The organism is Mesorhizobium sp. M0848 (genome assembly GCF_040319805.1).
Lineage (GTDB): Bacteria > Pseudomonadota > Alphaproteobacteria > Rhizobiales > Rhizobiaceae > Mesorhizobium.
This window is the reverse complement of sequence record NZ_JAMYOM010000001.1, coordinates 314,740-337,094: the sequence shown is the minus strand read 5'-3', so window position 1 is coordinate 337,094 and position 22,355 is coordinate 314,740. Positions and strand designations below refer to the sequence as shown.

19 protein-coding genes are annotated in these 22,355 nt (G+C 60.7%); 7 read left to right on the top strand and 12 right to left on the bottom strand.

Going from position 1 to position 22,355, the window contains the following annotated elements; translation table 11 throughout:
• Positions 1-172: 172 nt before the first annotated feature.
• The gene (locus tag NKH95_RS01670) at positions 173-1,489 is read right to left on the bottom strand and encodes a tyrosine-type recombinase/integrase (RefSeq protein WP_352890758.1); all 1,317 of its coding nucleotides are present in this window, start codon (positions 1,487-1,489) and stop codon (positions 173-175) included.
• 593 nt (positions 1,490-2,082) lie between these two features.
• Here NKH95_RS01670 and NKH95_RS01665 point away from each other — a divergent pair.
• Positions 2,083-7,620, top strand: coding sequence for a trifunctional serine/threonine-protein kinase/ATP-binding protein/sensor histidine kinase (locus NKH95_RS01665; protein WP_352890756.1), 5,538 nt, complete (start codon positions 2,083-2,085; stop codon positions 7,618-7,620).
• Here the strand turns inward: NKH95_RS01665 and NKH95_RS01660 are convergent.
• The 6 genes from NKH95_RS01660 to NKH95_RS01630 all read right to left on the bottom strand — a co-directional run bounded on the left by NKH95_RS01660 (position 7,589) and on the right by NKH95_RS01630 (position 13,413).
• Complete coding sequence (locus NKH95_RS01660) at positions 7,589-7,963, bottom strand: response regulator transcription factor (protein WP_352890754.1); 375 nt, start codon at positions 7,961-7,963, stop codon at positions 7,589-7,591. The two genes, NKH95_RS01665 and NKH95_RS01660, sit on opposite strands and share 32 nt — an antisense overlap.
• A 14-nt stretch (positions 7,964-7,977) precedes the next feature.
• Positions 7,978-8,397 (bottom strand): response regulator transcription factor, encoded by a 420-nt coding sequence (locus NKH95_RS33415; protein ID WP_502895151.1) that lies wholly within the window; start codon positions 8,395-8,397, stop codon positions 7,978-7,980.
• A gap of 232 nt (positions 8,398-8,629) precedes the next feature.
• Complete coding sequence (locus NKH95_RS01645; protein ID WP_352890866.1) at positions 8,630-9,268, bottom strand: response regulator transcription factor; 639 nt, start codon at positions 9,266-9,268, stop codon at positions 8,630-8,632.
• 880 nt (positions 9,269-10,148) lie between these two features.
• Positions 10,149-11,705 (bottom strand): DHA2 family efflux MFS transporter permease subunit, encoded by a 1,557-nt coding sequence (locus NKH95_RS01640; RefSeq protein ID WP_352890748.1) that lies wholly within the window; start codon positions 11,703-11,705, stop codon positions 10,149-10,151.
• Positions 11,702-12,226, bottom strand: coding sequence for an isoprenylcysteine carboxyl methyltransferase family protein (locus NKH95_RS01635; protein ID WP_352890746.1), 525 nt, complete (start codon positions 12,224-12,226; stop codon positions 11,702-11,704). The genes NKH95_RS01640 and NKH95_RS01635 overlap by 4 nt, the downstream gene beginning before the upstream one ends.
• On the bottom strand, positions 12,223-13,413 hold the full coding sequence (locus NKH95_RS01630) for a type III polyketide synthase (RefSeq protein WP_352890744.1): 1,191 nt from the start codon (positions 13,411-13,413) through the stop codon (positions 12,223-12,225). The genes NKH95_RS01635 and NKH95_RS01630 overlap by 4 nt, the downstream gene beginning before the upstream one ends.
• Positions 13,414-13,748: 335 nt before the next feature.
• Here NKH95_RS01630 and NKH95_RS01625 point away from each other — a divergent pair, with 335 nt between their 5' ends.
• Positions 13,749-14,534, top strand: a complete 786-nt coding sequence (locus NKH95_RS01625) for an alpha/beta fold hydrolase (RefSeq protein WP_352890742.1) — start codon at positions 13,749-13,751, stop codon at positions 14,532-14,534.
• Between the two features lie 128 nt (positions 14,535-14,662).
• Positions 14,663-15,529 (top strand): MBL fold metallo-hydrolase, encoded by an 867-nt coding sequence (locus tag NKH95_RS01620; RefSeq protein ID WP_352890740.1) that lies wholly within the window; start codon positions 14,663-14,665, stop codon positions 15,527-15,529.
• Positions 15,530-15,700: 171 nt separating this feature from the next.
• Here NKH95_RS01620 and NKH95_RS01615 read toward each other — a convergent pair whose 3' ends face one another.
• Complete coding sequence (locus NKH95_RS01615; protein WP_027043691.1) at positions 15,701-16,051, bottom strand: DUF1330 domain-containing protein; 351 nt, start codon at positions 16,049-16,051, stop codon at positions 15,701-15,703.
• A 178-nt stretch (positions 16,052-16,229) separates the two neighbouring features.
• On the opposite strand from NKH95_RS01615, the gene NKH95_RS01610 reads away from it, so the two are divergent.
• A complete protein-coding gene (locus NKH95_RS01610) occupies positions 16,230-16,742 on the top strand; it encodes a hypothetical protein (protein WP_352890737.1) in 513 nt (170 codons plus the stop codon).
• A gap of 22 nt (positions 16,743-16,764) precedes the next feature.
• Here the strand turns inward: NKH95_RS01610 and NKH95_RS01605 are convergent, their stop codons facing one another.
• Together NKH95_RS01605 and NKH95_RS01600 are read right to left on the bottom strand one after the other, a co-directional pair.
• Positions 16,765-17,160: a hypothetical protein gene (locus tag NKH95_RS01605; protein ID WP_352890735.1), complete on the bottom strand. Its 396-nt coding sequence runs from the start codon at positions 17,158-17,160 to the stop codon at positions 16,765-16,767.
• 179 nt (positions 17,161-17,339) lie between these two features.
• Positions 17,340-17,561, bottom strand: coding sequence for a hypothetical protein (locus NKH95_RS01600; protein WP_352890733.1), 222 nt, complete (start codon positions 17,559-17,561; stop codon positions 17,340-17,342).
• 289 nt (positions 17,562-17,850) lie between these two features.
• On the opposite strand from NKH95_RS01600, the gene NKH95_RS01595 reads away from it, so the two are divergent.
• The 3 genes from NKH95_RS01595 (at position 17,851) to NKH95_RS01585 (ending at position 21,074) form a co-directional block, all read left to right on the top strand.
• Positions 17,851-18,123, top strand: a complete 273-nt coding sequence (locus NKH95_RS01595; protein ID WP_027043693.1) for a hypothetical protein — start codon at positions 17,851-17,853, stop codon at positions 18,121-18,123.
• A 1,216-nt stretch (positions 18,124-19,339) separates the two neighbouring features.
• On the top strand, positions 19,340-20,182 hold the full coding sequence (locus NKH95_RS01590) for a formate/nitrite transporter family protein (RefSeq protein ID WP_352890731.1): 843 nt from the start codon (positions 19,340-19,342) through the stop codon (positions 20,180-20,182).
• Positions 20,183-20,399: 217 nt separating this feature from the next.
• Positions 20,400-21,074 (top strand): sigma-70 family RNA polymerase sigma factor, encoded by a 675-nt coding sequence (locus NKH95_RS01585; protein ID WP_352890729.1) that lies wholly within the window; start codon positions 20,400-20,402, stop codon positions 21,072-21,074.
• Between the two features lie 190 nt (positions 21,075-21,264).
• Here the strand turns inward: NKH95_RS01585 and NKH95_RS01580 are convergent, their stop codons facing one another.
• Both NKH95_RS01580 and NKH95_RS01575 read right to left on the bottom strand, forming a co-directional pair.
• Positions 21,265-21,909 carry a response regulator transcription factor gene (locus NKH95_RS01580; protein ID WP_352890727.1) on the bottom strand — a complete coding sequence of 215 codons (645 nt, stop codon included), beginning with the start codon at positions 21,907-21,909 and terminating at the stop codon, positions 21,265-21,267.
• 286 nt (positions 21,910-22,195) lie between these two features.
• On the bottom strand, positions 22,196-22,333 hold the full coding sequence (locus tag NKH95_RS01575; protein ID WP_352660892.1) for a hypothetical protein: 138 nt from the start codon (positions 22,331-22,333) through the stop codon (positions 22,196-22,198).
• Positions 22,334-22,355 lie beyond the last annotated feature (22 nt).

Genomic DNA, 22,355 nt, shown 5'->3' with positions numbered 1-22,355 from the left:
CCTCGCCAAAGAGTGACGGTGGCCAATTTCTTGAAAGCTAGCGTTAGCTGTGGCGCTCCGGCGCAACAGATCGGCTTTTGACCTCCGAGCGTAGTCGGCTTTGTCGACGTCGAGAGGTGAGGCTGTTCAACAATGCGCGTCAAATGCCGCACACCGTGCAGGTTTTAAGCCGCTAATCCTTGCCGCTCACCAGATCAGAAAGCAAGCGCTTGCTTGGAAGTGTGAGCCAGACGCATGTGCAGCGCTTAGGTTCTTTCTGTCGCGACCGCCCGGCTTCGAGCATCCGACGCGAGATGGCCTCCTGCTGCTGGCGCAGGTGGTCGCTCAGCAGTTTGTTTCGTGTGATGTAGCCTGCGTTAACACCGGGGATCGAGTGGTTCATCAGAAGGTGAACGTCCAGATCCGCAACGCCCGCAGTTTGGGCGATTGTGCGGAAGGTCTGCCGCAGGTCATTCCCCCATTTCGACAGATCGCTGCGTTTCTCCTTGTGCTCGATGATGTGGCCGCTTTGGCTATCGGCTGGGAAGAGCCATTCACGCGATTGCTCGCCATAGAGAGCCCGACCAATGCGCATCACTCGAATCAGACAGCGGACCATTGCTCGCGAAAGCGGTATGTCGAATGCTTTGACCTCGCCGCCTTTCGGCCTAGGTATGTGCAGGACACGGGCGCGAAAGTCGACATGCTCGACCCGCGCCTTCCTGATCGCTTCAGGGCGATGGCCCGAGAGCAGCATGAACAAATGGAGCTCCCGACGAACTGGGTTCTTCAATGCTGCGAGTTGGGTGAACCAGCCCTCGAGATCCGAAAGCCCGAGCGCGGTATTGCGCCGATGTTCGGCATTCCAGTCTATGGCTGAGACCGGGTTGTCCGCCGGCAGTGTGCGGGCGACCTTGCGAGCGTGATTGTAGACGGCGCGAAGCGTTCGCATGCAGCCGTTGGCGATGTAGGCGCCGTTCTCCTTGGTGAGTTTCTCGTGCCGCACGGTCACAAGGGAAGGATCGTCGCCGAGCTTGGAAAGGGGCTCGTCTAGCCAGGCGACCAAGAGCCGCTCGATGTGATCACGATAGTTGTTGATCGTCCCATCGCTGCGGCCTTTGTTCTTCATATGCCCGTCGCGATAACGCTCCCAGGCAGTGCGCAGCGTGGGGTTCGAGATCGAGGGTAGATCAACCTCAGCAGTATCGCCGCGCGACTTGCGCGTCGAGGCGCGAGGGTCCACGCCGTTGGCGATCTTGCCGAGAATATCCTTGGCCTTCGCCCGCGCCGCACGCGTTGTGAGTTCTCCAACTTCGGCAACCTTCATCCGGACGGAAAGACGCTCGCCCGCCTTCATTCGATCACCCTGGACGACGAACGTTTTTTTGCGTTTGCCTACAAGCACCATGAAGCCCGGCAGGTCGGTGTCCCGAGCAAAATATTGACCTGAAGCCGCCTGGTGAAGGCATGCTACGGCGCGGTCTGTAAGGGCGATTCTAAGGTCTACCATGAGAACTAGTACGGGATTAGTACGGCAATTGCGCCATGTTCGATATGTTGGTTTCCCTACGCTATCATAGCAGCGCAGTACGAAAACTACAACAACTTGAATAAGTTACACCACCAGAAATCGCACAACGACCGGCATTGGGAAACAATAAGAAAGACCTTATGACAAATTCGTAGTTAGAATCTCTGAAGATGTTGGCGTCTCGCCCCGATTGGAACGCGAGGCACTCACTGTCATGTAGCGAGTACTCCCCTTGCCGTGCTAACATAACGCGAGATGTTCAGGTTGAAGACGTTTACCTCAATCTCGTCCATGCTCACGCGCCTAGCATAGCGCTCGATGCCATCTTCTGGGCGCTGTTTCCCGTTAACAAAACGACCATACCAAAGTATGGTGAGCTGTATCCCCCGTAGAATTGCTGCGGGCGTCGAAGTGTCTACTGTCGGCTGTACAATAGCGCTCCGCGTATGGCGGATTCGGTCGGAGGGGACTCGTGCCGCAGAGGCCTGAGACTGTCGGGCGATGGGTCCGTTTGCCACGGTGGAGGGATCCGATGACCGGGCGCGCGAAAAAAACGCGCAGAGAGAAAGAATATGACCCAGTCGTTTCGGATCGTCGGCGAGGAACACGTTCGATTTGTGTGTGGGGACGTAGAAGTCGCCCGCCACTGCGATGCGACCGGCACAGCTTCAGTGCTGATCTTCTCAGCTGCCGCCGAACGTATGGCTTCTGCCCTCTCCCGGCACTTCGCCCACGAATTTGCCTTGCGCGACGAGCTCGACCCCGCCTGGGCCGTGCGGCCGCTCGCGCTCGATCACGCCCACGGATCGACCGCGCTGGTGCTCGAAGACCTCGGCGGCGACTTCCTCGCCCGCTTGATCGACGGCCCGATGGAGACGGGGCGCTTTCTGACGCTCGCGGTCGGGGCGGCGCGGGCGCTCGGCGGAGTCCACCATCACGGGCTGATCCACAAGGACGTGAAGCCAGCGAAGATCGTCGTCACCGCGGAGGGAGAGGTCCGCCTCACCGGGTTCGGGATCGCCTCGCGGCTCGGTCGCGAGCGGCAGGCGCCGTCGCCGCCCGAGACCATTGACGGCACGCTCGCCTACATGGCGCCAGAGCAGACCGGCCGGATGAACCGGTCGATCGACACGCGCAGCGACCTTTATTCGCTCGGGGTCACATTCTACCAGATGGTCACCGGTGAACTGCCCTTCGTGGCGCCGGACCCTATGGAGCTGGTGCACTGCCACATCGCGCGACGGCCCGTGGTGCCGCACATGCGGGTGGCGACCGTTCCGCCGATGGTCTCGGCCATCATCACCAAGCTCCTCGCCAAGACGCCGGAGGACCGCTACCAGACGGCCCTCGGGCTCGAGCGCGATCTCCTGCGGTGCCTCGCGGACCGGACCGCTACGGGCCACGTCGAGTCATTCCCGCTCGGTGCGCACGATATCCCCAACAGGCTGTTGATCCCGGAGAAGCTCTACGGCCGCGAGCAGGAGAGCGAGGTCGTCATCTCCTCATTCGAGCGCGTCGTCCGCACCGGGCATCCCGCGCTGTTGCTGGTCGCCGGCTACTCCGGCACGGGCAAGTCAGCCGTCGTGCACGAACTGCACAAGGCGCTAGTGCCGCCACGGGCGTTCTTCTCGTCCGGCAAGTTCGACCAGAACCAGCGCGATAGTCCCTACGGCACGCTGGTGCAGGCATTTCGGCAACTGGTCCGCCCGCTGCTTGGCAAGAGCGACGAAGAGCTGGCGTGTTGGCGCCAGGCCTTTCTCGATGTGCTCGGCCCGAACGGCCGGCTGATTACAGACCTGATCCCGGAGCTAAAGCTCATCATCGGCGAGCAGCCGCAGGCACCCGAGCTTTCGCTTCAGCAGGCACAGGCGCGATTCCAGCTTGTCTTTCAGCGGTTCATCGGCGTCTTCGCGCAGCCGGAGCACCCCCTGGCGCTGTTCCTCGACGATCTCCAGTGGCTCGACATGGAAACGCTTGATCTCATCGAGGATATCCTCACAAGATCGCAGCTGAAGCATCTCCTGTTGATCGGCGCGTATCGCGACAACGAAGTCTCGGCCAGCCATCCGCTGATGCAGAAGCTGGCGGCGATCAAGGCGGGGGGCGGGAGAGTGACCGAGCTCGCGCTGGCCCCGCTCGGCCGGCCGCAGCTCACGGAGATGATCTCCGACACGCTGCATAGCCCGCAGCACGACTGCGCGCCGCTCGCCGAACTCGTCCACGAGAAGACCGACGGCAATCCGTTCTTCGTGATCCAATTCCTCTCGATGCTTGCCGAGAACAGCTTGTTAGCGTTCGATCACGAGCGGTCGCGCTGGGTGTGGGACGTCACGCGGATCAAGGCGCAGGGCTACACCGAGAATATCGTCGATCTGATGGTCGAGAAGCTCGGCCGGCTGCCGAAGGACACCCAAGCTGCATTGCAGGAGCTATCGTGCATCGGCAATGATGCTGATATGGCGACGCTGTCGCTGCTGCTCGGCGCCGATGCGGAGCGGATCGACGCGATCCTCTGGCCGGCCCGGCGTCTCGATCTGATCCAGCGCACAGCGACCGGCTATCGCTTTACGCACGACCGGGTGCAGGAGGCGGCCTATCTCCTCCTCCCAGAAGCCGAGCGCGCAGCGGCGCATCTTCGGATCGGACGGCTTATGGCGGGCGCCGCCCCCGTCGAGGGGCGCGAAGAGGCGATCTTCGACATCGTCAACCAGCTCAATCGTGGCGCGGGGCTGATTACCGCCGACGCCGAGCGCCAGCGCGTCGTCGAGCTGAACCTCGTCGCCGGGAAACGCACCACGGCAGCGGCGGCCTATGCCTCGGCGCACGCCTATTTCGAGACCGGCGTTGGCCTGCTGACCGTGGACGATTGGACAGTCCGACCGGATCTAGCCTTCGAGCTCACGCTTCATCTCGCCGAATGCGAGTTCGTAACGGGCAACCCATCGCTCGCCGAGGAGCGGCTGGTGGCCCTCCTTCCGCAGGCCACCGGCCTCTCCGATCTCGCGGCGCTGACGCGCCTGCGCGGCGAGATCTTCGTCACTTTGAACCAGCAGAGCGCGGCGGTGGAGGTCGCGCTCGACTATCTGAGGCACGTCGGGATCGACTGGTCGGCGCATCCGACGAAAGCAGAAGTCGAGACGGAATACCGGAGGCTGCGCGATGCGCTCGGCGATCGGCCGATCGATTCCTTGCGTCACCTGCCGCCGATGACGGATCCGGTCGCCCGGCCGACGATGGAGGTCCTTCTACAGATGGCGTCGCCGTCGGTCCCGACGGACGCCAACCTCCTTTGTCTGGTCGCGTGCCGGATGGCCAATCTCACCCTCGAATACGGCAGGAGCGACATCTCGGCGGCAGCCTATGTCTGGTCCGGCATGGTCCTCGGGCCTTATCTCGGCGACTACAAGGCGGGCTTCGAGGTCGCGAGCCTGGGGCTCGACCTCGTCGAGCGGAGCGGGCTGGCGCGGTTCCGCGGGCGGGCCAACATGCTGTTCGGCGCGCACGTCAGCCCTTGGACGCGGCCGATGCGCGATGGCCGCGTGCTCTTGCGGCGTGCCTTCGAGCAGGCCAACGATGTCGGCGACGTCATCTTCGCCGGGTTCAGCTGCGCCAACCTGCTGTCCAACCTCTTGGCGTCTGGACACGACCTCGAAGCCGCTCAGCGGGAGGCGGAGGACGGCCTGCGGTTCGCACGGGACCACCAGTTCAGCTACGTCGTCGACCTGATGACGCCGCAACTCCAGCTGATCCGCGCGCTGCGCGGGGCGCTGCCGGCGCTCGGCCGTTTCGAGGCGGACGTTTTCAGCGAGGACGCGTTCGAGCGTCGGACGCGATCGCTGCCCATCGCGAACTGCTGGTACTGGATCCGTAAGCTGCAGCTCGGCGTCTTTGCGCGGGAGCATGCGTCGGCGATCGAGGGCGCGGCGAAGGCTGAGCCGCTTCTCTGGACGTCGGCGTCCTCGCTCGAGATCGTAGAATATCACTTCTATGCGGCGCTCGCGCGGGCCGGAATTTGCGACGACGCCGGGCAGGAGGACCGCGCCGTCCACGTGGCGGCGGTCGCCTCCCATCACGGGCGGCTCCTCGAGTGGTCCGATCATGAGCGCGCGAACTTCGAAGACCGCGCCACGTTGGTCGGCGCCGAGATCGCCCGGATCGAGGGCCGGGTCGTCGATGCGATGCGCCTCTATGACCGCGCGATCGACCTCGCCCAGAGCCACGGGATCGTCCATCACCAAGCGCTCGCGAACGAGCTGGCCGCGCGGTTCTACGCGAGCCAAGGGTTTGAGACCATAGCCCGAACCTATCTGCGCGAAGCGCTGCAGCACTATGGTCGCTGGGGAGCCGCCGGCAAGGTTCGCCAGCTCGAGACGACTGCGCCTTATAGCCATGGCGACGGCGACCCCGCCGAACGTCCGACGAGCACGGGGGCGTCTTCGGTCGAAAGCCTGGACCTTGCCACCGTCATCAGGGTGTCTCAGGCCGTCGCAGGCGAAACGGACCTCGACCGACTCATCGACACGTTGATGCGAACCGCGATGGAGCACGCCGGCGGCGAAAAAGCGGTGCTCCTCCTGGTTGACGGGCCAGAGCATCGGGTCGAGGCCCAAGCCTCGGTCGACGCGGACGGGGTGATCGCACGCTCGCGCGACAAGACGGATCTCGTGGTCCCGTTGCCGGATTCAATCCTGCGCTACGTAGCGCGCGTACGCGAAAGCGTGATCCTCGACGATGCGTCGAAGCCCAACACGTTCTCGAACGACATCTATCTCGCCGAGGGCAGCGTGCGCTCGCTTCTGTGCCTGCCTCTCGTCAACCAAAATCGGCTGATTGGCCTCCTTTATCTCGAGAACAATCTCGCTCCGCGGGTGTTCACCAGCAGGAAGGTGGCCGTGCTCAAGCTCCTGTCGGTGCAGGCGGCGATATCGCTCGAGAACGCCCGCCTCTATCGCGACATCGAGGAGCGAGAGGCAAAGATCCGCCGCCTAGTGGAATCCGACATTATCGGCATTCTGATATGGGACCTCGATGGACGCCTGATCGAGGCCAACGACGCGTTCTTGACTATGCTGCAATATACCCGTGAGGACCTGCGCACAGGCTTGCGCTGGTTCGACATGACGCCGCCTGAATGGCAAGAGGAACACATTCGGGTCGAGGCGGAGGAATTGCGGACTACGGGCGCGATGCGGGCGCGGGAGAAGGAATTTTTCCGAAAGGACGGCAGTCGCGTGCCCGTCCTGATCGGCGCCGCGGCTTTCGAGACGCAGCCCGACCAAGGGGTCGCCTACATCCTCGACCTGACGGATCTGAAGCGGGCCGAAGCCGATGCGCGCGAGAACGAGCGGCGCTATCAGGAGGCGCAGATGGAGCTGGTCCACGCAAACCGCGCCTCCACTCTCGGCCAGCTGGCCGCCTCGATCGCGCACGAGGTCAACCAGCCGATTGCCGCGATCGTCACCAACGCGCAGGTTTCGCTCCGCGAGATCCGGGGGGGCGCGCCGGATCTCGCGGAGGTCACGAGAGTGTTCGATAAGATCGTCAAGGACGGCCTCCGTGCCGGCGCAGTCGTCGGCCGCATTCGCAACCTCATCCGCAAGTCTCCACCGATCGAGGACGCGTTGCAGATCAACGCCCCTGTGCGGGAGGTGATCGAGCTGACGCGCGACGAGCTGAACAGGCATTCGATCACGGTCGTGACCCGCTTTGCCGAGGACCTGCCCAACGTCATCGGCGACCGCGTGCAGATCCAGCAGGTTATGCTCAACCTCATCATCAACGCCGTGGAGGCGATGAGCAGCGACGACGCGACCTCACGCGAGCTCCTGGTGAGCACGGGACTGATCGCGGCAATTGATGTGCAAGTGACCGTCGCAGACACCGGCCCGGGCCTCGCGCCGGACATCGACGGCAGAGAGTTCGACGCCTTCGCCACGACGAAGGCCGCCGGCCTCGGCATGGGACTGTCGATCTGCCGGTCGATCATCGAGGCGCACGGCGGGCGGATCTCGGCCAGTTGCAACATGCCGCGCGGTGCGGTGTTCGTGTTCACGCTGCCCGCCGCGCGCGACGCAGAGCTCAGGGAGGCGTCGCCAGCGCCTGCTCGATAAACCCGGTTAACACCTCCGCGTCGAACGGTTTGCTGATGAAGCAAACGGCGCCGGCGGCCATCGCCCGTGCTCGCGCCTTGTCCTCCGGGTAGGCGGTCATGAAGATGATCGGGATCCGGTACCCCTTCTCGATGAGGTGGGCCTGCAGGTCGAGGCCGCTCATGCCGGCCATCCTGACGTCGGAGATCAGGCAGCGCGTGTCGTCCACGGCGGCCGAGCACAGATAGTCCTCGCCCGAGGCGAAGCTCTCGACCGGATAGCCCGCCTGACGCAGCAGCTTGCATGTCGCGCTGCGGACGGAGTCGTCGTCGTCGACGATCGATATGAGACCCTGATGAAGCACGTCGTGGACCTAGTTTATCGCATCGCCATACGCACGATCCGCGTCTTTAGGCGGAACTGCACGGCAAGTGCTGCATTCGCAGCGCGTCTTCGCGGATCAGATCCAGGCTGTCGACCATTCGCACGAGCTCGGCAAGGGAGTGCGCGCTCATCTTCCGCGTCGCCTGCCCCCGGGGCATCTTGATCGTCGCCGCAGCGATCCCAAGCTCCCACGATCTGCTTGTTCATCAAGCTGTCGGTGGTAAGGAGCATGACCTCGCGCTCCCGGCCGGTCAACGACTGGAAGCGGCTGCGTCGCGCCTTGAGCCCGCTCGCCTCGGCATGGGAGGCGCGGCTGCGCTCGATAGCCGCCGCGACTGCGTCGATAAGGTCTTGATCCCGGAACGGTTTGGTCAGGAAGTCCAACGCGCCGCCCTTCATTGCCCGCACGGACATCGGGACGTCGCCATGCCGGTCATGAATATGATCGAGACCTCGACCCCCAGCCGGTTGAGCTCGTTCTGCCGGTCGGGGCCACTGCGGCGGATACCTTTGAACTGAGCAAACGCCATGCCAACCTTGTTTGAATAGGAATCGGCGGCAGCTCGCCCTCTGAGGGGCCACGGCGAACAGGCATTCTGCCAATTTGGCTCTGGCCGATCGCGAATGGAATCATACATTGGTGTGGTCATTCTCCGGCTTTCATGCGTCCGAGCGCTTGTGCCATGATGACCAGTTCGGCGAGCGTTCTCGCGCCCATCTTCCGCATTACATTACCGCGATGGATCTTCACGGTGATTTCGCTCAGGCCCAGCTTGCCGGCGACCTGCTTGTTCATGAGCCCGGCGGTCACCATCGCCATGACCTCACGCTCGCGGTTGCTGAGCCTTCCATAGTTCTCGTCGAGCGCTGACACCGAACTCAGCGCAGCACGTCGTTTCCGGTCGTGCTCGATGGCAATGTTCACCGCGTCGAGCATATCCTGGTCTCGGAAGGGCTTGGTCAGGAAGTCGACCGCTCCCGCCTTCATCGCCTGTACGGTCATGGGGATGTCGCCATGGCCGGTCATGAATACGACGGGCATCTCGATCCCCGCACTGCTCAACTCGCCCTGGATATCGAGACCGCTAAGTCCCGGCAAACGAACGTCGAGCAGGAGGCAGCTGGGGACATCCGGCAATTTCGCCTTGAGCAGTTCGGCGGCAGATCCGAACACCATTGCGCCCAGACCCACCGAACGAAACAGGCGGATCAGCGCTTCGCGAAGCGACTCGTCGTCTTCGACGACGACAACGAACGCTTCTTCGGAGGGATCATGCGCCCGCATCAGACGCCATACCGTATGAAGCTGGAAACCGGTCTGTTCATGCCCAAAGTTCTCAACAAGATCGTCCGTTCGCAATCCCGTGATCGGCCGCGATGAACGCCGTTATTATCCTAACACGAACAGTCCGGCGGCGCCGGCTAGAGAGTGCATAATACCCTACGCCTCTCAGGCCGTTATGGGCTTCTAGTATCTCTAAACTTCTTTAGTAGTTCGGGAATTAAAAGTGCGGGGATAGCTGACTTATGACATATCCTTGTATCTCCGTGCATCCGTGTTCACGTAGAAAATCCAGGTAGTCTTTAGTCTCGACGCCCTCTGCCTTTGTCGTCGTGGCGCTGCCATGTAGAACCTGGCCCATAGTGCCTCGTTCGATTCGGAAGAAAACAATGCACCATCAAAGAACGGGATCAAACACCTAGGCACCAGCCCGGGATCAATCTGCCCCGGCGTGCGCGCTGCGGGTTCAGTCGTTGCGGGTAAATTCTCAGAAAACGGACCACCATGCAATGCGGTACCGGCACAATCCGCTCGCCACATCGGTTGCTGGAAAAGCTCTGGGAGGCGCTTAAACCGATCCCCAAGCGCGCCCAGCCAGCTCACGGTCTGATTTCCGGTTGGTTTCACAGTAAACGTCGCGGTCATACCGGATACCAAGAGAATGCCGTTGGTCACTTCGTCAATGGCTACACGGACCGGAACGCGTTGTGCAAGCTATCCTGCGCCCCTATGCGGAACACGTTCTTCCGCCGCGACGAAGTTCAGGCGGGTTCAAGTTTCAGCCTGCAACACCGGCGAACAACTGGGCTCCGTGCCCCAATGGGATCCATGACCTGGAAACGGACTCGAACTCGGCGGTCAGCACAATGCCAATCGTTTCTCGTTACGCCGTCGCTGCCTGAGGTTGTGTCGGCCGCCGTGTCGCCGGCACAAGTAAGGCAAGGGTAAACGCTAAGATCATGGCACAAGCCAGCATGGCCCACGCCTCATCAATGGCTTGGGTGAGCGCCGCCTTTTGGATAAGTGGCTGCACGATGGCTTCGACGGCGGGGGCGACATGCTTTGAAACGGGGCCGGTCACGAATCCGGGTGGCAGACCGATGAGCGTCGCAATCTTGCTGTCGCCTGCCAGGAGATCCTCGCCAAGGTTTTTCGCAATCGTTGGAGATCGTCCCCAAATGACCGTGTCGATCAACGCCAGGCCGATGGCCCCGCCAAGATTGCGCATGAGATTGAATAAGGCGCTGGCGTCAGGGAGATTTTCTGGTGAAATGTCGCCAAGCGCCAGCCGGGTAGGAGGCAACAGGCATAGCATGATGGCGGATCCACGGATGACCTGTGGCCAAAACATGCCATCGAAGTCTGTCCCGGTTGTAGAGAAAGCACTCATCGCCAGGCCCGAGCCGAAAACCGCGAACCCAAGCATGGATAGAACTTTCGCGGAGGTGCGCGGCTCTAACCAGACGGCGACAGGCGATGTCGCCATTTGCGTGATGCCAGTGACGAGCATGATGAGCCCGATGGTCAGCGAGCCGTGATCGCGTACGAAAGACAGAAAGACCGGCATCAGATACACCGAGCCGTATAGTCCCATGCCAAAGATGAAGCTCAGTGCGCAGCCGAGGGAAAAGCTCCGGTCGCGGAAGAGGTGCAGGTTCAGGACTGGCGATCGCTGTCTTAGCACGCGGGCTCCCAGGGTAACGCCTGCTCCTAGACTGAGGACCAGCAGGAGCGGGGTAGGTCCTTGGAGCCAGCCGAGGGTTGGCGCCTCCTTCAGCCCGATCTCCAAGGAGGCCAGGCAGATTGCCATAAGAGCCAGACCCACGACATCCAGAGTGCGTAGCAGCGATCGGTCTAAGTTTTTTTTCGCCAGCATCGTCACGCCCAACGCACAGGCGATGATGCCGGGAGCCACATTGACCAGAAACAGCCAATGCCAAGAGGCCGTCTCTGTAATCCAACCGCCAGCTACCGGGCCTACGCTCGGCGCGAGGACCGCCAGCATTCCAGCGATCATTGTCGCAATCCCCTGGAGATGTATGGGGAACAGCAGAAAAACGGCGGAGAATACGAGCGGGATAAGTATTCCGCCGGAAAAGCCTTGCAATATCCGCCAGGCGATCAGGGTCTCGAATCCATGGCTTGCCGCACAGCCGATCGAGGCAACTGTAAAGACACCGACGCCCGCCGAAAACAGGATGCGCACCCCCAAGGCGCGTGTCAGAAATCCGGTCAGCGGGATGCCTATCACCTCGCTGATTAGATAGGCGGTCTGCACCCAACTCATTCGATCGTCGCCGATGCCAAGAGCAGAGCGGATTGCAGGCAGTGCAGTCGCGACAATCTGCACGTCCAGCACGGCCATGAACATGCCGAGGCACATCGCAGCAAAGCCTACCCATGTTGCGAATTGGACCCGGACCGTTTCGTTGGCGGTCATAATGCGCGACCGACTGGCCTCAGACGCGGACACCCAATGCCAAGAGCAATGTTCTCAGCCAGGATGCGCACAAACAGGATAGCCGCATTCAAAGCGGAAAATATCAGGGCATACCAGCCTAGATGGAAAGCCATCGGCAGCAGTGCAATCTCTGCGACGACCACCAAATAGTTGGGATGCGAAATCACCGCGTACGGTCCGCGCACAACCAGAGGCGAGTTCGGTAATATGATGATACGTGTCGTCCAGCGTCGTCCTAACGTCGCCAGGATCCAAATCCGAAGGGGTTGGACGGCGAGATAGGCAAGTAGGAACCCCACGTCGACGGAACGGCCCGGCGCCAGCAACCACAATCCCCCGAGCCAACTTGCGTGAAGTATAACCAGGAACGGGTAATGAGCAGGCGCCGCTTCCCACGCGCCTTTGTCGAGAAGCCTCTTTGTGTTGTGATAGGACAGGATCAGCTCTGCAAGCCGTTGGAGAGTTACCAATGCAAGAACCAGAACCGCTTCCATCGTCATGTCGCCCGCACGAGAGACACACATGATGCGCTGAAGCCCGGTCCCATGGCCAAAAGAGCGGTCCGCTTCGGCAGTCCCTCGGCAACTGCCCTCGCCAGAACAAACAGGACGGTTGGTGCCGACATGTTTCCGAAGTCGCTTAGCACCGTTCTCTCGTGATCAAGCGATCCTTGGTTTAGTTCCAGCGAGCGCTCAATTGCAGTTACCACCTTCGCCCCTCCAGGATGGCAGATGAAGCGTCCGATGTCAGCCGTGCCGAGCCCTATGCGTGCCAAGACACCTTCTACCGCTGGGCCCAAGTTGGTCGCTGCGAAAGCTGGCAGGTCCGGTGCAAGCAGGACGCCAAATCCCACGGGATCCATGTTCCATCCCATGATGCCGAGAGTATCCGGCCAGAGATGTTCGCCTGCGCCGTCGATCATTGCGATGCCTGCCTGACCAGAGCGCAGGACACACGCTGCGGCGCCGTCACCGAAGAGCGCCGCGGAAATCAGGTTGGTCTTGTCAAGAAGGTCCGAACGAAAGGCCAGCGAGCACAGCTCGAGAGACACCACCATGAGGACTGTCGACCCGGGCCGAGCCGCAGCCATGCGCGAAGCAATGGCCAGGCCGCTCACGCCGCCGGCACAACCAAGGCCGAATACCGGAACGCGTTCGATATCGGGCCGGAATCCCATCTGTCGATGCACGACCGCGTCCAGGCTCGGTGTCGCAATCCCCGTGGAAGAAATGAAGACAACGATATCCACGTCATTTGCCACGCATCCTGCAGCGTCGAGCGCCTTGTTTGCAGCCTCGACGAACAAACGGCTACCTTCCTCCACGTACACAGCAGTGCGCTCAGGCCAACCCTGCGGTTCGAGATACCAGGAAACTGGGCGCGCGACGTGCCGCTTACGTATGCCAGTGTTAGCGAAGACGCTCGCCATACTCGGTGAGCGCTCGAAAAGATCCGTGAAAAGGAGTTGCGCCATCGCGGCTGCTTCCTCCTGCCCGACCACATACGGTGGAAGCGCCGTGGCCAACGAAAGCAGGCCGACTTGGTGGCTTGCGCCGGAGGCGCCAGCCGAAATATCAACGTCGTGCTGCAAGGGGAAGGTGAAGTCAATCCTGTTAAGCATGGTACCATAACGACCCCAGTCGCCAACTGCAGCGCTGGACGCCGCCCTCAATTCGGGTTTGATCACTCAAGCGAAGCCCGGGCATACCTTCGTTATTCTCAATAGATATCTGCGGGTCTTCATAGAAGAGCAATAAATAACAAAATTAAATTATAAATTATACGCTATACCTTGGTTTTAATTGCCAGACAATTGCACAACTAATATATACCTTTGTATGGATTGCCCTCGCGAGCATCTGAGAATTACCGTGACGGCATATCTGCGCCAGCGCTTTGCCTAGCGCGTTGAAGCTATTTCTGCAGTCGCTGAAAGTCCCACCCGGAGCGCAGCTGCACATAGCCACGTACGACCGATTGGCGATTTCCCACATGTAACTTTCTCCATCAAGGACGAACATCATGCGCAAAACGATCAAGATCCTGGCACTCGCAGCAGCTGTCGGCCTTTCGGGCGCTGGAGCTGCGCAGAGCGCCGACGAACCGATGCCCACGATCGTCCTGGTACACGGTGCCTTCGCAGGATCGTCGAGTTGGAACGGGGTCATCGAAGAGTTGGAAAAGGATCGTTTCCACGTCATAGCGGTCGCCAATCCGCTGCGTGGAGTGGCCAGCGACGGAGCCGCTGTGTCAGCCGTGGTCAAGTCCTTGAAGGGCCCCGTGATCCTGGTCGGTCACTCATATGGCGGTGCAGTGATCACCGAGGCTGCGAACGGCAACGCGAATGTGAAGGCTCTAGTCTATGTGTCGGCATTCGCCCCCGAAACGGGCGAGACGAGTCTCGGCCTGACGGAGAAGTTTCCGGGTAGTACACTTGGCGACACGCTCGCGCCGCCGGTGGCACTGAGCAATGGGGTGACCGATCTCTACATTGAGCAGTCCAAATTCCCTCAGCAATTTGCGGCCGACGTACCGACGGAGCAGGCACGGTTGATGGCTGTGACCCAGCGGCCGGTGGCGCAGGCAGCTCTGACCGAGCCCTCGGGTGTAGCTGCCTGGAAGGCAGTGCCCTCATACTGGATCTACGGCACGGCTGACCGGAACATCCCGCCGGCCGCGATGGAGTTCATGGCCAATCGGGCCAAGTCGCGGGCCACGGTGGCCATTGACGGCGCTTCCCATGTCGTCATGGTATCCCATCCAAAACAGGTGGCTTCACTGATCAGGGATGCGGCCAGCGCAAAATAGCCGCTGGTCGATGGCGGGGAACGAGCCGGGCGTCACGTCGGCCGGAGCTGCCCCAACGTCCATTCCGCATCAGTCGAGCGCGGGCGGTTCTAGGACATACGGTAAAGTTATGAATAAGGATAATGACTATGACATCGAGCACACCTCACCTCAGCGGCCTCCAATGGGATGTGCTGACCGTCACGCGGCCGGGGCTTACCCGGGATCTGCCGCCGGGCAAGGAGAACCTGGCGTGGGTGGCAAACTCCTCGACGCTGATCCACGGCACGCGCGACGCGGTCCTGGTCGATACGTTCCTGACAGTAGAGCAGTCACGCACGCTGGTGGACTGGGTTGCTGTCAGCGGCAAGAAGCTCATCACCATCTATGTGACGCATGGTCACGGGGACCACTTTTTCGGCTTGGCGGCATTGCTGGGACACTTCCCGGAAGCACGCGCCGTCGCCGCGCCAGAGGTGGTTGGGGCCATGCGCAGCCAGTTGACCGAGGCGTGGCAGAAAGACTTCTGGCGCCGCCTCTTCCCCAACCAAATTCCGGAGCATCTGCGCATCGCCGATCCGCTTGAGAGCGGCACGATAGACTTGGAGGGCCACGAGCTGGATGTTGTTGACACCGGCCGCACGGACACCGCCCATTCCACCGTCCTGCATGTGCCGTCTTTGGGCCTGATCGTCGGCGGCGATGTGGTCTACAACGGCATCCACCCGTATCTCGGCGAGACCAATACCGAAAGCAGGCTCGAATGGATTGCAACGCTGGACAGGCTGGCTGCCCTGAAGCCGAAGGCGGTGATCGCCGGCCACAAGGTGCCGGCGAACAAGGACGACCCAGGCATCGTTGCCGAGACGCAACAATATCTGCGCGATTTCAACCGCCTCGATGCAATCACGTCCAACGCTCGAGAACTCTACGACGCGATGCTGGCGCTGTATCCGGGTCACGCAAATCCCGGTTCGCTGTGGGGCGGTGCAAACAGGGCCAAGCAGCGCAGCTAGGGATAGACGGGCGGCGCCACTTTCCGCGGGGGCTTTCAGCGTTCCAGAGTTTCCCAATCGCGTGCGCCCCGCACGAGCGAACATCAGAGTTAACGTCGATATCGCGCACGCGCCTGGAAACTCTGTATGGCGCCAGCACGTCGCTCGGGCTGACGAGACAAAGCAAACGTTTTAGGCTTTTTTGAGCGCCCGACGGATGTCCTTGGCAAATTCCTTGATCGTGAAGCCCTCGGGCAGCGAGTCGATCAGGACGAGGTCGGAGATGGCGCTGCGGACACGCAAAGGTGCGATCGCCTGATATGCGGCTGAATTGTACCAGGCGCTCGCAGTATCCCGGCTTGGGAACTCCATCAGCACGACCGAGCCCGGCCAGGCTCCCTCAAGCACGTCGACTGAGCCCTGCGCCAGCCACTTACCGCCATAGGGTGCAACGGTAGCCTCAACCTGCTCGAGATAGGACAGACCTTCATCATTGGGTACATCGCCAGGGATTCGCAGGTGGTTGATTAGATAGGTCGACATGGAAAATCCTCAATGAAACGTATGGTGTCGCGGCGACGAAGAAGAGGAGGGCGTGCGACATTGCCCTCGCACCGCTTCCAAATCACTCCGGACTGATAGTTGGCCCGTCGTTTGGAAATTTCGCGAGCACCGTCGAATCTATGTTCAGGTGCTGCCAAACCAGTTCCGGGGCGTATCGGTGAGCCAGTCGGATAGTCAAACCTCCTCGTATTCTGGTACCTTGAATACTGCCCGGACGCCGTTCGGTGTCCCGATGTCCTGGATGCATGTCCTTGGCCGCGCTCTCATAGCCGATATCGTCGGGTTTGAAGTCGGCCGTTTTCGCGCGAAGCGGCATAAAACATCGCCACGCGGCTTTGCCCATCCATCCAATATTGCCATTCGTCGGCGTTCTGTGCACGGGTCACCGACACAAGAAATGCCGATGCCTGGACGCCTCGATACTCGCCAAAGCAAAGCAAGAGGTCTTTTGAGAACGCCGCAGCGATTTCAATATTGCCCGATGCAACTCGCCCATAGGCGGGCAGAAAATAACCGACCGATCCGTGCCGACGCGAAAGATAGCGATCTTTCTGGGAAGATAACCGATGCGGGGGGCCGCAGGTTTGTCAGCCTGGGTACACAAGGCACGATGCACCTGTCTCCTTCGACCTGGCGGAGTAAGACAAGTGATCCATCTGCGCTGCTCTGAGCAGGCGGATACGAGGACGGCCTTACGAACAATAGTGCAAACGTCCATCGCTACCGACATAGGCGCCCGTATAGGGATCGTAGTTGGAATGCATGCGCGCGCAGTAAGAATTGTAGTAATAGTAGCCGGAATCGTCGTCATCGTCGTAAGATGGATAGTATGGGTAGGGACGGTACCGGCCGCCGTGATAAAAATAGGGGTGGGAGTAGCCACCAGAGTGATCTCCATAGGACATGTCGGAGCCGCCAAGTCCTCCTCCGTGCATTACGTACGGCATTCCGCCAAAATGGCCGCTGCCAAAGCCGCCCTCCCCCCCGCCATGGCCGCCGCCATGCGCGGCAAGACCCGCGGTTGCCGAGCTGGTCACGACCGCCGCACCCAAGACAATAGTTGCTAACATTGCTCCTGCCGGTTTCATGTTATTCTCCTCTCGAACGAAAGCCAGGGTGTGTCCGGGCAGAAAAGTGTACCTCTGATCCACGTTGAAAGAAACTATACTTGGGTTGCATTAGATTATATCTAATGCGATCAGATAATTGACGATTGTGTGCAAGCAGGTCGATCCGGCGCCCGCGTCAGAGAGGCACCAGCATTGAATCAATCCGAGAGCAGCTTTGGAAGCACGTTCAAGAGCACGCAGAGTTGGCGAAAAAGAGCATGAAAGCGGCTGGCGGCGCATTGGGTGAAGCCGGGGTTGATCGGCCTGTGAAGCACCTGCGTGGCAAGGAAGATCCGCGCCATGCCTTTCTGGGGGAGTTCCGTGAGGAAGGCTGAAGAGACTCTTTGAACGCCATTGCCCACTATGACATTGATAAGCATTTATCATCGCCGGCTATGGGACGTCGCGATTTTCTCTCGCCTGCGGCCGAGCGCACGACGTCCAGATCATGGTCGGCCCTCTGACATAACCCGGTCCATCCAAAGTGCCGTTCGTCGCCCCTCCATTGCTGCGACCGCATTCGTCATGGCATGGTCAGTCATCAACAGTCTTTCAGACAAAAGCCTAGCGGTTAGAGAAAATACACAAGTCAGGTCAGGGGGTTATTTTTCTACGCGCCAACGCAGTTTGTCGCTGGTACCACCATTGAGCCAGGGAAGGACCATACCCATGAACATCAAAGCTATCTGCCTCGGTGCAGCAATTGCGTTTTCGCCGTCCGGCGGCATTGCACTTGCCGGCACGCTGGGTGAGCCAGACACTATGAAGCCGTTCTTTACGGATGCCAGCATGAAAACCATGAAGCCGCTGAAGGAATTCAAAGACGTATTCATGGCTATGCCTGCCGAAAAGCAACAAGCGATGAAGAACGAATGCGCAGGCATGGTGCAGCCATACACCGCCTTCTGCGCGAATGTGAATACTCTCGGGGGCCATAACTAAGGCCCGGTCAGTCACGCTCAACCCCGGCCGCCGTGGCGTGGAAGACCAAGCCGAGTTGAGACATGGTCGCCAGCAACGACTAGATCATCAATCCGGACATCGAGCGCTTCCACCATGTGAGCGCCACGGCCCCCAACATCGCCGTGCCGGGTGTCAACCGCCCGGTCTACGAAGCTCATCCCGTGCAGGTTGGCGCCCTCATCGAAGAGGCCGCCCACACGATCGGCGAGGGAACGAATTGGAACTCGCAAGCCGTCGTGCGCGAAGGCGCGGCGGCTTCCTTCCAGCGCACGAGGTTCGTCCGTGAATGCCAGACGAGCGGTCTATCGAAACAAGCTTGGGAACGGACCGACAATCGCGCGAGCAACGCCTGGCTGCCGCCACCCGCTACGCCAGGGGCAGTCTGGTCTCCCACCAGGCGAGGCGAAGCTGCTGAGGCCGTGGTCCGTTCCGGCGACCGGGTGTGCCTTCGAACGCGACAACCAGAACCAGGCCGATTTTCTCGCCGCTCGGTTCCGCGCTGGTGAAGAACCTGCACATCGTACGGCCGTGCATGGTGCTGGCCGAGCACCTCGACCTGTCAGGCCGGCAAGATCGACTTCTGTGCGGATCATACCTGTCTCGAGCTGTTCTCGCGCTGCTTCATCAATCTGACGCATGTCGCGCACACCGTGGCACCCTGTGCGGATTGCGAGGGCAATCTCTAGATTGGTCCAACGCCGAGGATCCGCCTGTCGCTATCGAGGCGACCGCGGTCAGCAAGGGATCCTCATTGCGCAGCAACGAGTTGGTCGACAAGATGCCACGCATCGACGTGCCGGGCGACCGGTCGATTTCGTCGTGGCGGCACGTCGAACTTCTATGTCGAGCCGCTGTTCATGCGCGACGCGACGCAGATCACCGAGATGCAAGATCCTCACGGCCATGCTGGCGCGTCGATCGTCTTCGACCTCGTGGCGCGCCGCGCAGCGCCCATGGACTCGACGTCGCCATCGTCAACGGTCCGCTGCACGTCCTCGTCGGTGAGTGCGCGGCGGTTTCCGGACCGGCACCCGACCTGACCGCGGCCGACAAGGCATACCAAGGAATGTCTGGACCTAAATCAAGCGCCTAATCCGGTTGCCCTGCGTAGGATGTCGCCGCGAGATGCCGACGGCTATTCCAGTCCTGGTTAGCGGCGCACGGGAGACGTGCCTGACCCGAAAGGACGGCGATCATGAATGACAGCCTCTCACCGCTCGAAATCGCGCGGGCAATGGTGGATTTTGGCGCCGCCAAAGCCGCTCACGGCGTTCCCGATCTTTTGATCCGCGGCATGCTTTCCGGCGCGCTCCTCGCCTTCGCAACGAGCCTGGCCCTGCAGGGTGCGCTTCAAACAGATGTCGCGCTTGTCGGCGCTCTCATTTTCCCGGTGGGATTTGCCATCATCGTCATCCTCGGCCTCGAGCTCCTGACCGGGAATTTCGGACTGGTACCACTGGCCGTGCTGGCTCGCCGCACGACGGTCGGCCGAATGTTGGCCAACTGGTTCTGGGTTTTTGTCGGCAACATGCTCGGCTCCCTCGCCTTTGCCGGGCTGCTCTATGTCGTCCTGACCGATGTTGGCATTGTCGGGGCGGGTGCGCTCGGAGATCATCTGCGCGCGCTCGCCGAAGCGAAGACGATCGCCTATGAGCCGTATGGATATGATGGACTGGTGACCGGTTTCGTCAAGGCCATGCTCTGCAACTGGATGGTATGCCTCGGTGTCGTCATGGGAACGAGTTCAACGTCCGTCGTCGGCAGGATCGTCGGATGCTGGCTGCCAATATTCGCTTTCTTCGCGCTCGGTTTCGAGCACTGCGTCGTCAACATGTTCGTTATTCCCATGGGGATGATGCTCGGGGCCAAGATCAGCTTCGCAGACTGGTGGTACTGGAACCAGATACCCGTGACCCTGGGCAACATTGCTGGCGGATTCCTGTTCACGGGGCTTCCTCTTTATTGGACCTATCTGAGGGGCGGTGCGGAAGGCATGCCCGCCCCCGCGGCGAGGATGTCATTTGGCCCGGCCGAGTGATCGGCCTGGCACTCGCGCGAACACCTCCTTCCTAGGCATCGAGCTGCCCACATTGCATCGCGAAAGAATGCAGTCGTTTCGAAAAGAACCCCTCTGTCGGGTCCGCCATGGTAGCGCCGACGGCGCCCCAGCCGACAGCGTCGATTGGACGCAGCAGCAGTCAGGAGAGGCAGCCGCACATGCATTGGAGACCAGACATGCAGTCTCGAACTAGCGGATGGTTGTGGCTGTCTGGTGCCTGTCGGACTGGGTTCAGTCCGGATGGCGAGTTGCAATCGCCGCCATTGCGCACCGCCTGAAGACCATGAACACGACCCAACTCGAACTTCCGCCTAGTGTTTCGCGGCAGCCGCGTTTTCGCACGGCAAGCGTTGCGGAGGCCGAAATCGCCGACGAACGCAGGCGAGCGATCGTTGAGGAGATTCCACGGCTGCGCGGCTATGCGCGCGCGCTGGTGCGGGACCGCGATGCCGCCGATGACCTTGTGCAGGACAGCCTCGAACGCGCACTGTCGAGGATGGCGAATTGGACGGTAGGCGATACGCCACGCCGTTGGCTGCTCACGATCATGCACAATCTGTTCATCGACCAATTGCGGCGCGCCAAACGCCACGCCCAGGTGGTGACCACGATCTCAAAAACGATTGATGCGATCACTATGTCGCCAGAGGCCGAGAGGCTGATGTCGGTGGATGTATTCTCCGCGCTTCAGCAGATCAACCCCGAACGGCGCGCAGCACTCGTGCTTGTCGCTGTTGAAGGCCTCTCTTACGACGATGCCAGCAAGGCGCTGGGCATTCCAGCGGGCACGCTGGCGTCGCGGATCGTCAGAGGCAGAGAGGAGTTGCGATCGATCCTCGAAGGTGTTGCGCGGCCGCGACGACCAGAGTGAGCGAAGACTGAACGGCGCCGTTTTCATGACGAGCCCAAGGCACACCTTCCACGCCGGCGCGGCGTCACGGGGTGATTATCCGGCGAACGCCGGAGCGCAGTGTGGTCGGGTCGCGGCAACAGCATCGAGAACATCTGGAGGGGCGGGATCGGAAGATTTTCGTCCATACTGAATGACGACTTTGACATCGCTAGCGGTTTACGCTTCGAACGCCCAACCGTTCTGCAATCCGTACCAGGTCGGGCAAGGTTCGAACCGCCATCTTGCGCATGAGATGTCCGCGATGGATCTTGACCGTAATTTCGCTGAGGCCCATCTCACCCGCGATCTGCTTGTTCATCAAACCCTTGGTCACGAAGAACATGACCTCCTTTTCGCGAGAAGTCAGTGTTTTGTAGAGGGCTGATAGCGTTGCCGCTTCCTGGTCGGTTTCCCACCTTAAACGGTCCTTCTCGAGTGCGCCGAAGACCGCATCAAGCATGTCCTGTTCCCGGAACGGCTTGGTCAGAAAGTCGATTGCCCCGGCTTTCATCGCGCGCACCGACATCGGGACATCGCCGTGTCCCGTCATGAAGACAATCGGCATTTGAATGTTCGACTTTGCAAGATGAACCTGGAAATCGAGCCCGCTTACGCCGGGCAACCGGATATCGAGCACGAGGCAGCTTGGCGTTGCCGGCAGTTTGCCCTGTAGGAATTGTCTGGCGGAGGCGAACAACTCGACATGCAGCCCCACAGATCTGAACAGGCCGCTCAGGGCATCCCGCACAGCGTCATCATCATCGATGACATAGACGGTCGACGCGGATGGGCCTGGATTGGAACCTGCTGTCACGATAGCAATACGCCTCTCACGATTCCCGCTGCGGAATGGCACAGCGCCATCTTAGCATAATTTGGCAACGAGACCCGCCAGGGGAAGACGTAGGCGATCCTCGAAACCCACCTGGAATTCAACTGCACAGGTTGGCGGTAATCTTCCCGGAACGAACGCAAGTGCCGATTCGGAACGTAAGCGACTTTGCCCAGGAGCATGGAGATGGCAGCGCTTGAATAACCACGAAGAGGTCATTCCGGCTTGTCTTCGCATTAGCAGTTCATCGCGTCGGCTATGCACCTGATCATGGCGCGGCGTCAAAAGGCTTGCAGAAGAAGCCTGCCGCCGCCAAGCGGCCTGCCTGGATCGCCAGAGCGCCGAAGGCGCCGCCGCCAATAGTTGATACCTTCGTATGCGCAGCATAGCTGATGATATGATCCATTCAGACTGCCATTTAATGGAGC

Coding starts and splice junctions, on each gene's coding strand:
- NKH95_RS01615 (WP_027043691.1), bottom strand. CDS start 16,051: ATGTCGACCTATCTAATCAACCACCTGCGAATCCCTGGCGATGTACCC.
- NKH95_RS01605 (WP_352890735.1), bottom strand. CDS start 17,160: ATGAAACCGGCAGGAGCAATGTTAGCAACTATTGTCTTGGGTGCGGCG.
- NKH95_RS01635 (WP_352890746.1), bottom strand. CDS start 12,226: ATGACGATGGAAGCGGTTCTGGTTCTTGCATTGGTAACTCTCCAACGG.
- NKH95_RS01645 (WP_352890866.1), bottom strand. CDS start 9,268: ATGCGGGCGCATGATCCCTCCGAAGAAGCGTTCGTTGTCGTCGTCGAA.
- NKH95_RS01620 (WP_352890740.1), top strand. CDS start 14,663: ATGACATCGAGCACACCTCACCTCAGCGGCCTCCAATGGGATGTGCTG.
- NKH95_RS01665 (WP_352890756.1), top strand. CDS start 2,083: ATGACCCAGTCGTTTCGGATCGTCGGCGAGGAACACGTTCGATTTGTG.
- NKH95_RS01595 (WP_027043693.1), top strand. CDS start 17,851: ATGAACATCAAAGCTATCTGCCTCGGTGCAGCAATTGCGTTTTCGCCG.
- NKH95_RS01670 (WP_352890758.1), bottom strand. CDS start 1,489: ATGGTAGACCTTAGAATCGCCCTTACAGACCGCGCCGTAGCATGCCTT.
- NKH95_RS01625 (WP_352890742.1), top strand. CDS start 13,749: ATGCGCAAAACGATCAAGATCCTGGCACTCGCAGCAGCTGTCGGCCTT.
- NKH95_RS01600 (WP_352890733.1), bottom strand. CDS start 17,561: ATGCTTATCAATGTCATAGTGGGCAATGGCGTTCAAAGAGTCTCTTCA.
- NKH95_RS01590 (WP_352890731.1), top strand. CDS start 19,340: ATGAATGACAGCCTCTCACCGCTCGAAATCGCGCGGGCAATGGTGGAT.
- NKH95_RS01640 (WP_352890748.1), bottom strand. CDS start 11,705: ATGACCGCCAACGAAACGGTCCGGGTCCAATTCGCAACATGGGTAGGC.
- NKH95_RS01585 (WP_352890729.1), top strand. CDS start 20,400: ATGGTTGTGGCTGTCTGGTGCCTGTCGGACTGGGTTCAGTCCGGATGG.
- NKH95_RS33415 (WP_502895151.1), bottom strand. CDS start 8,397: ATGTCCGTGCGGGCAATGAAGGGCGGCGCGTTGGACTTCCTGACCAAA.
- NKH95_RS01575 (WP_352660892.1), bottom strand. CDS start 22,333: ATGGATCATATCATCAGCTATGCTGCGCATACGAAGGTATCAACTATT.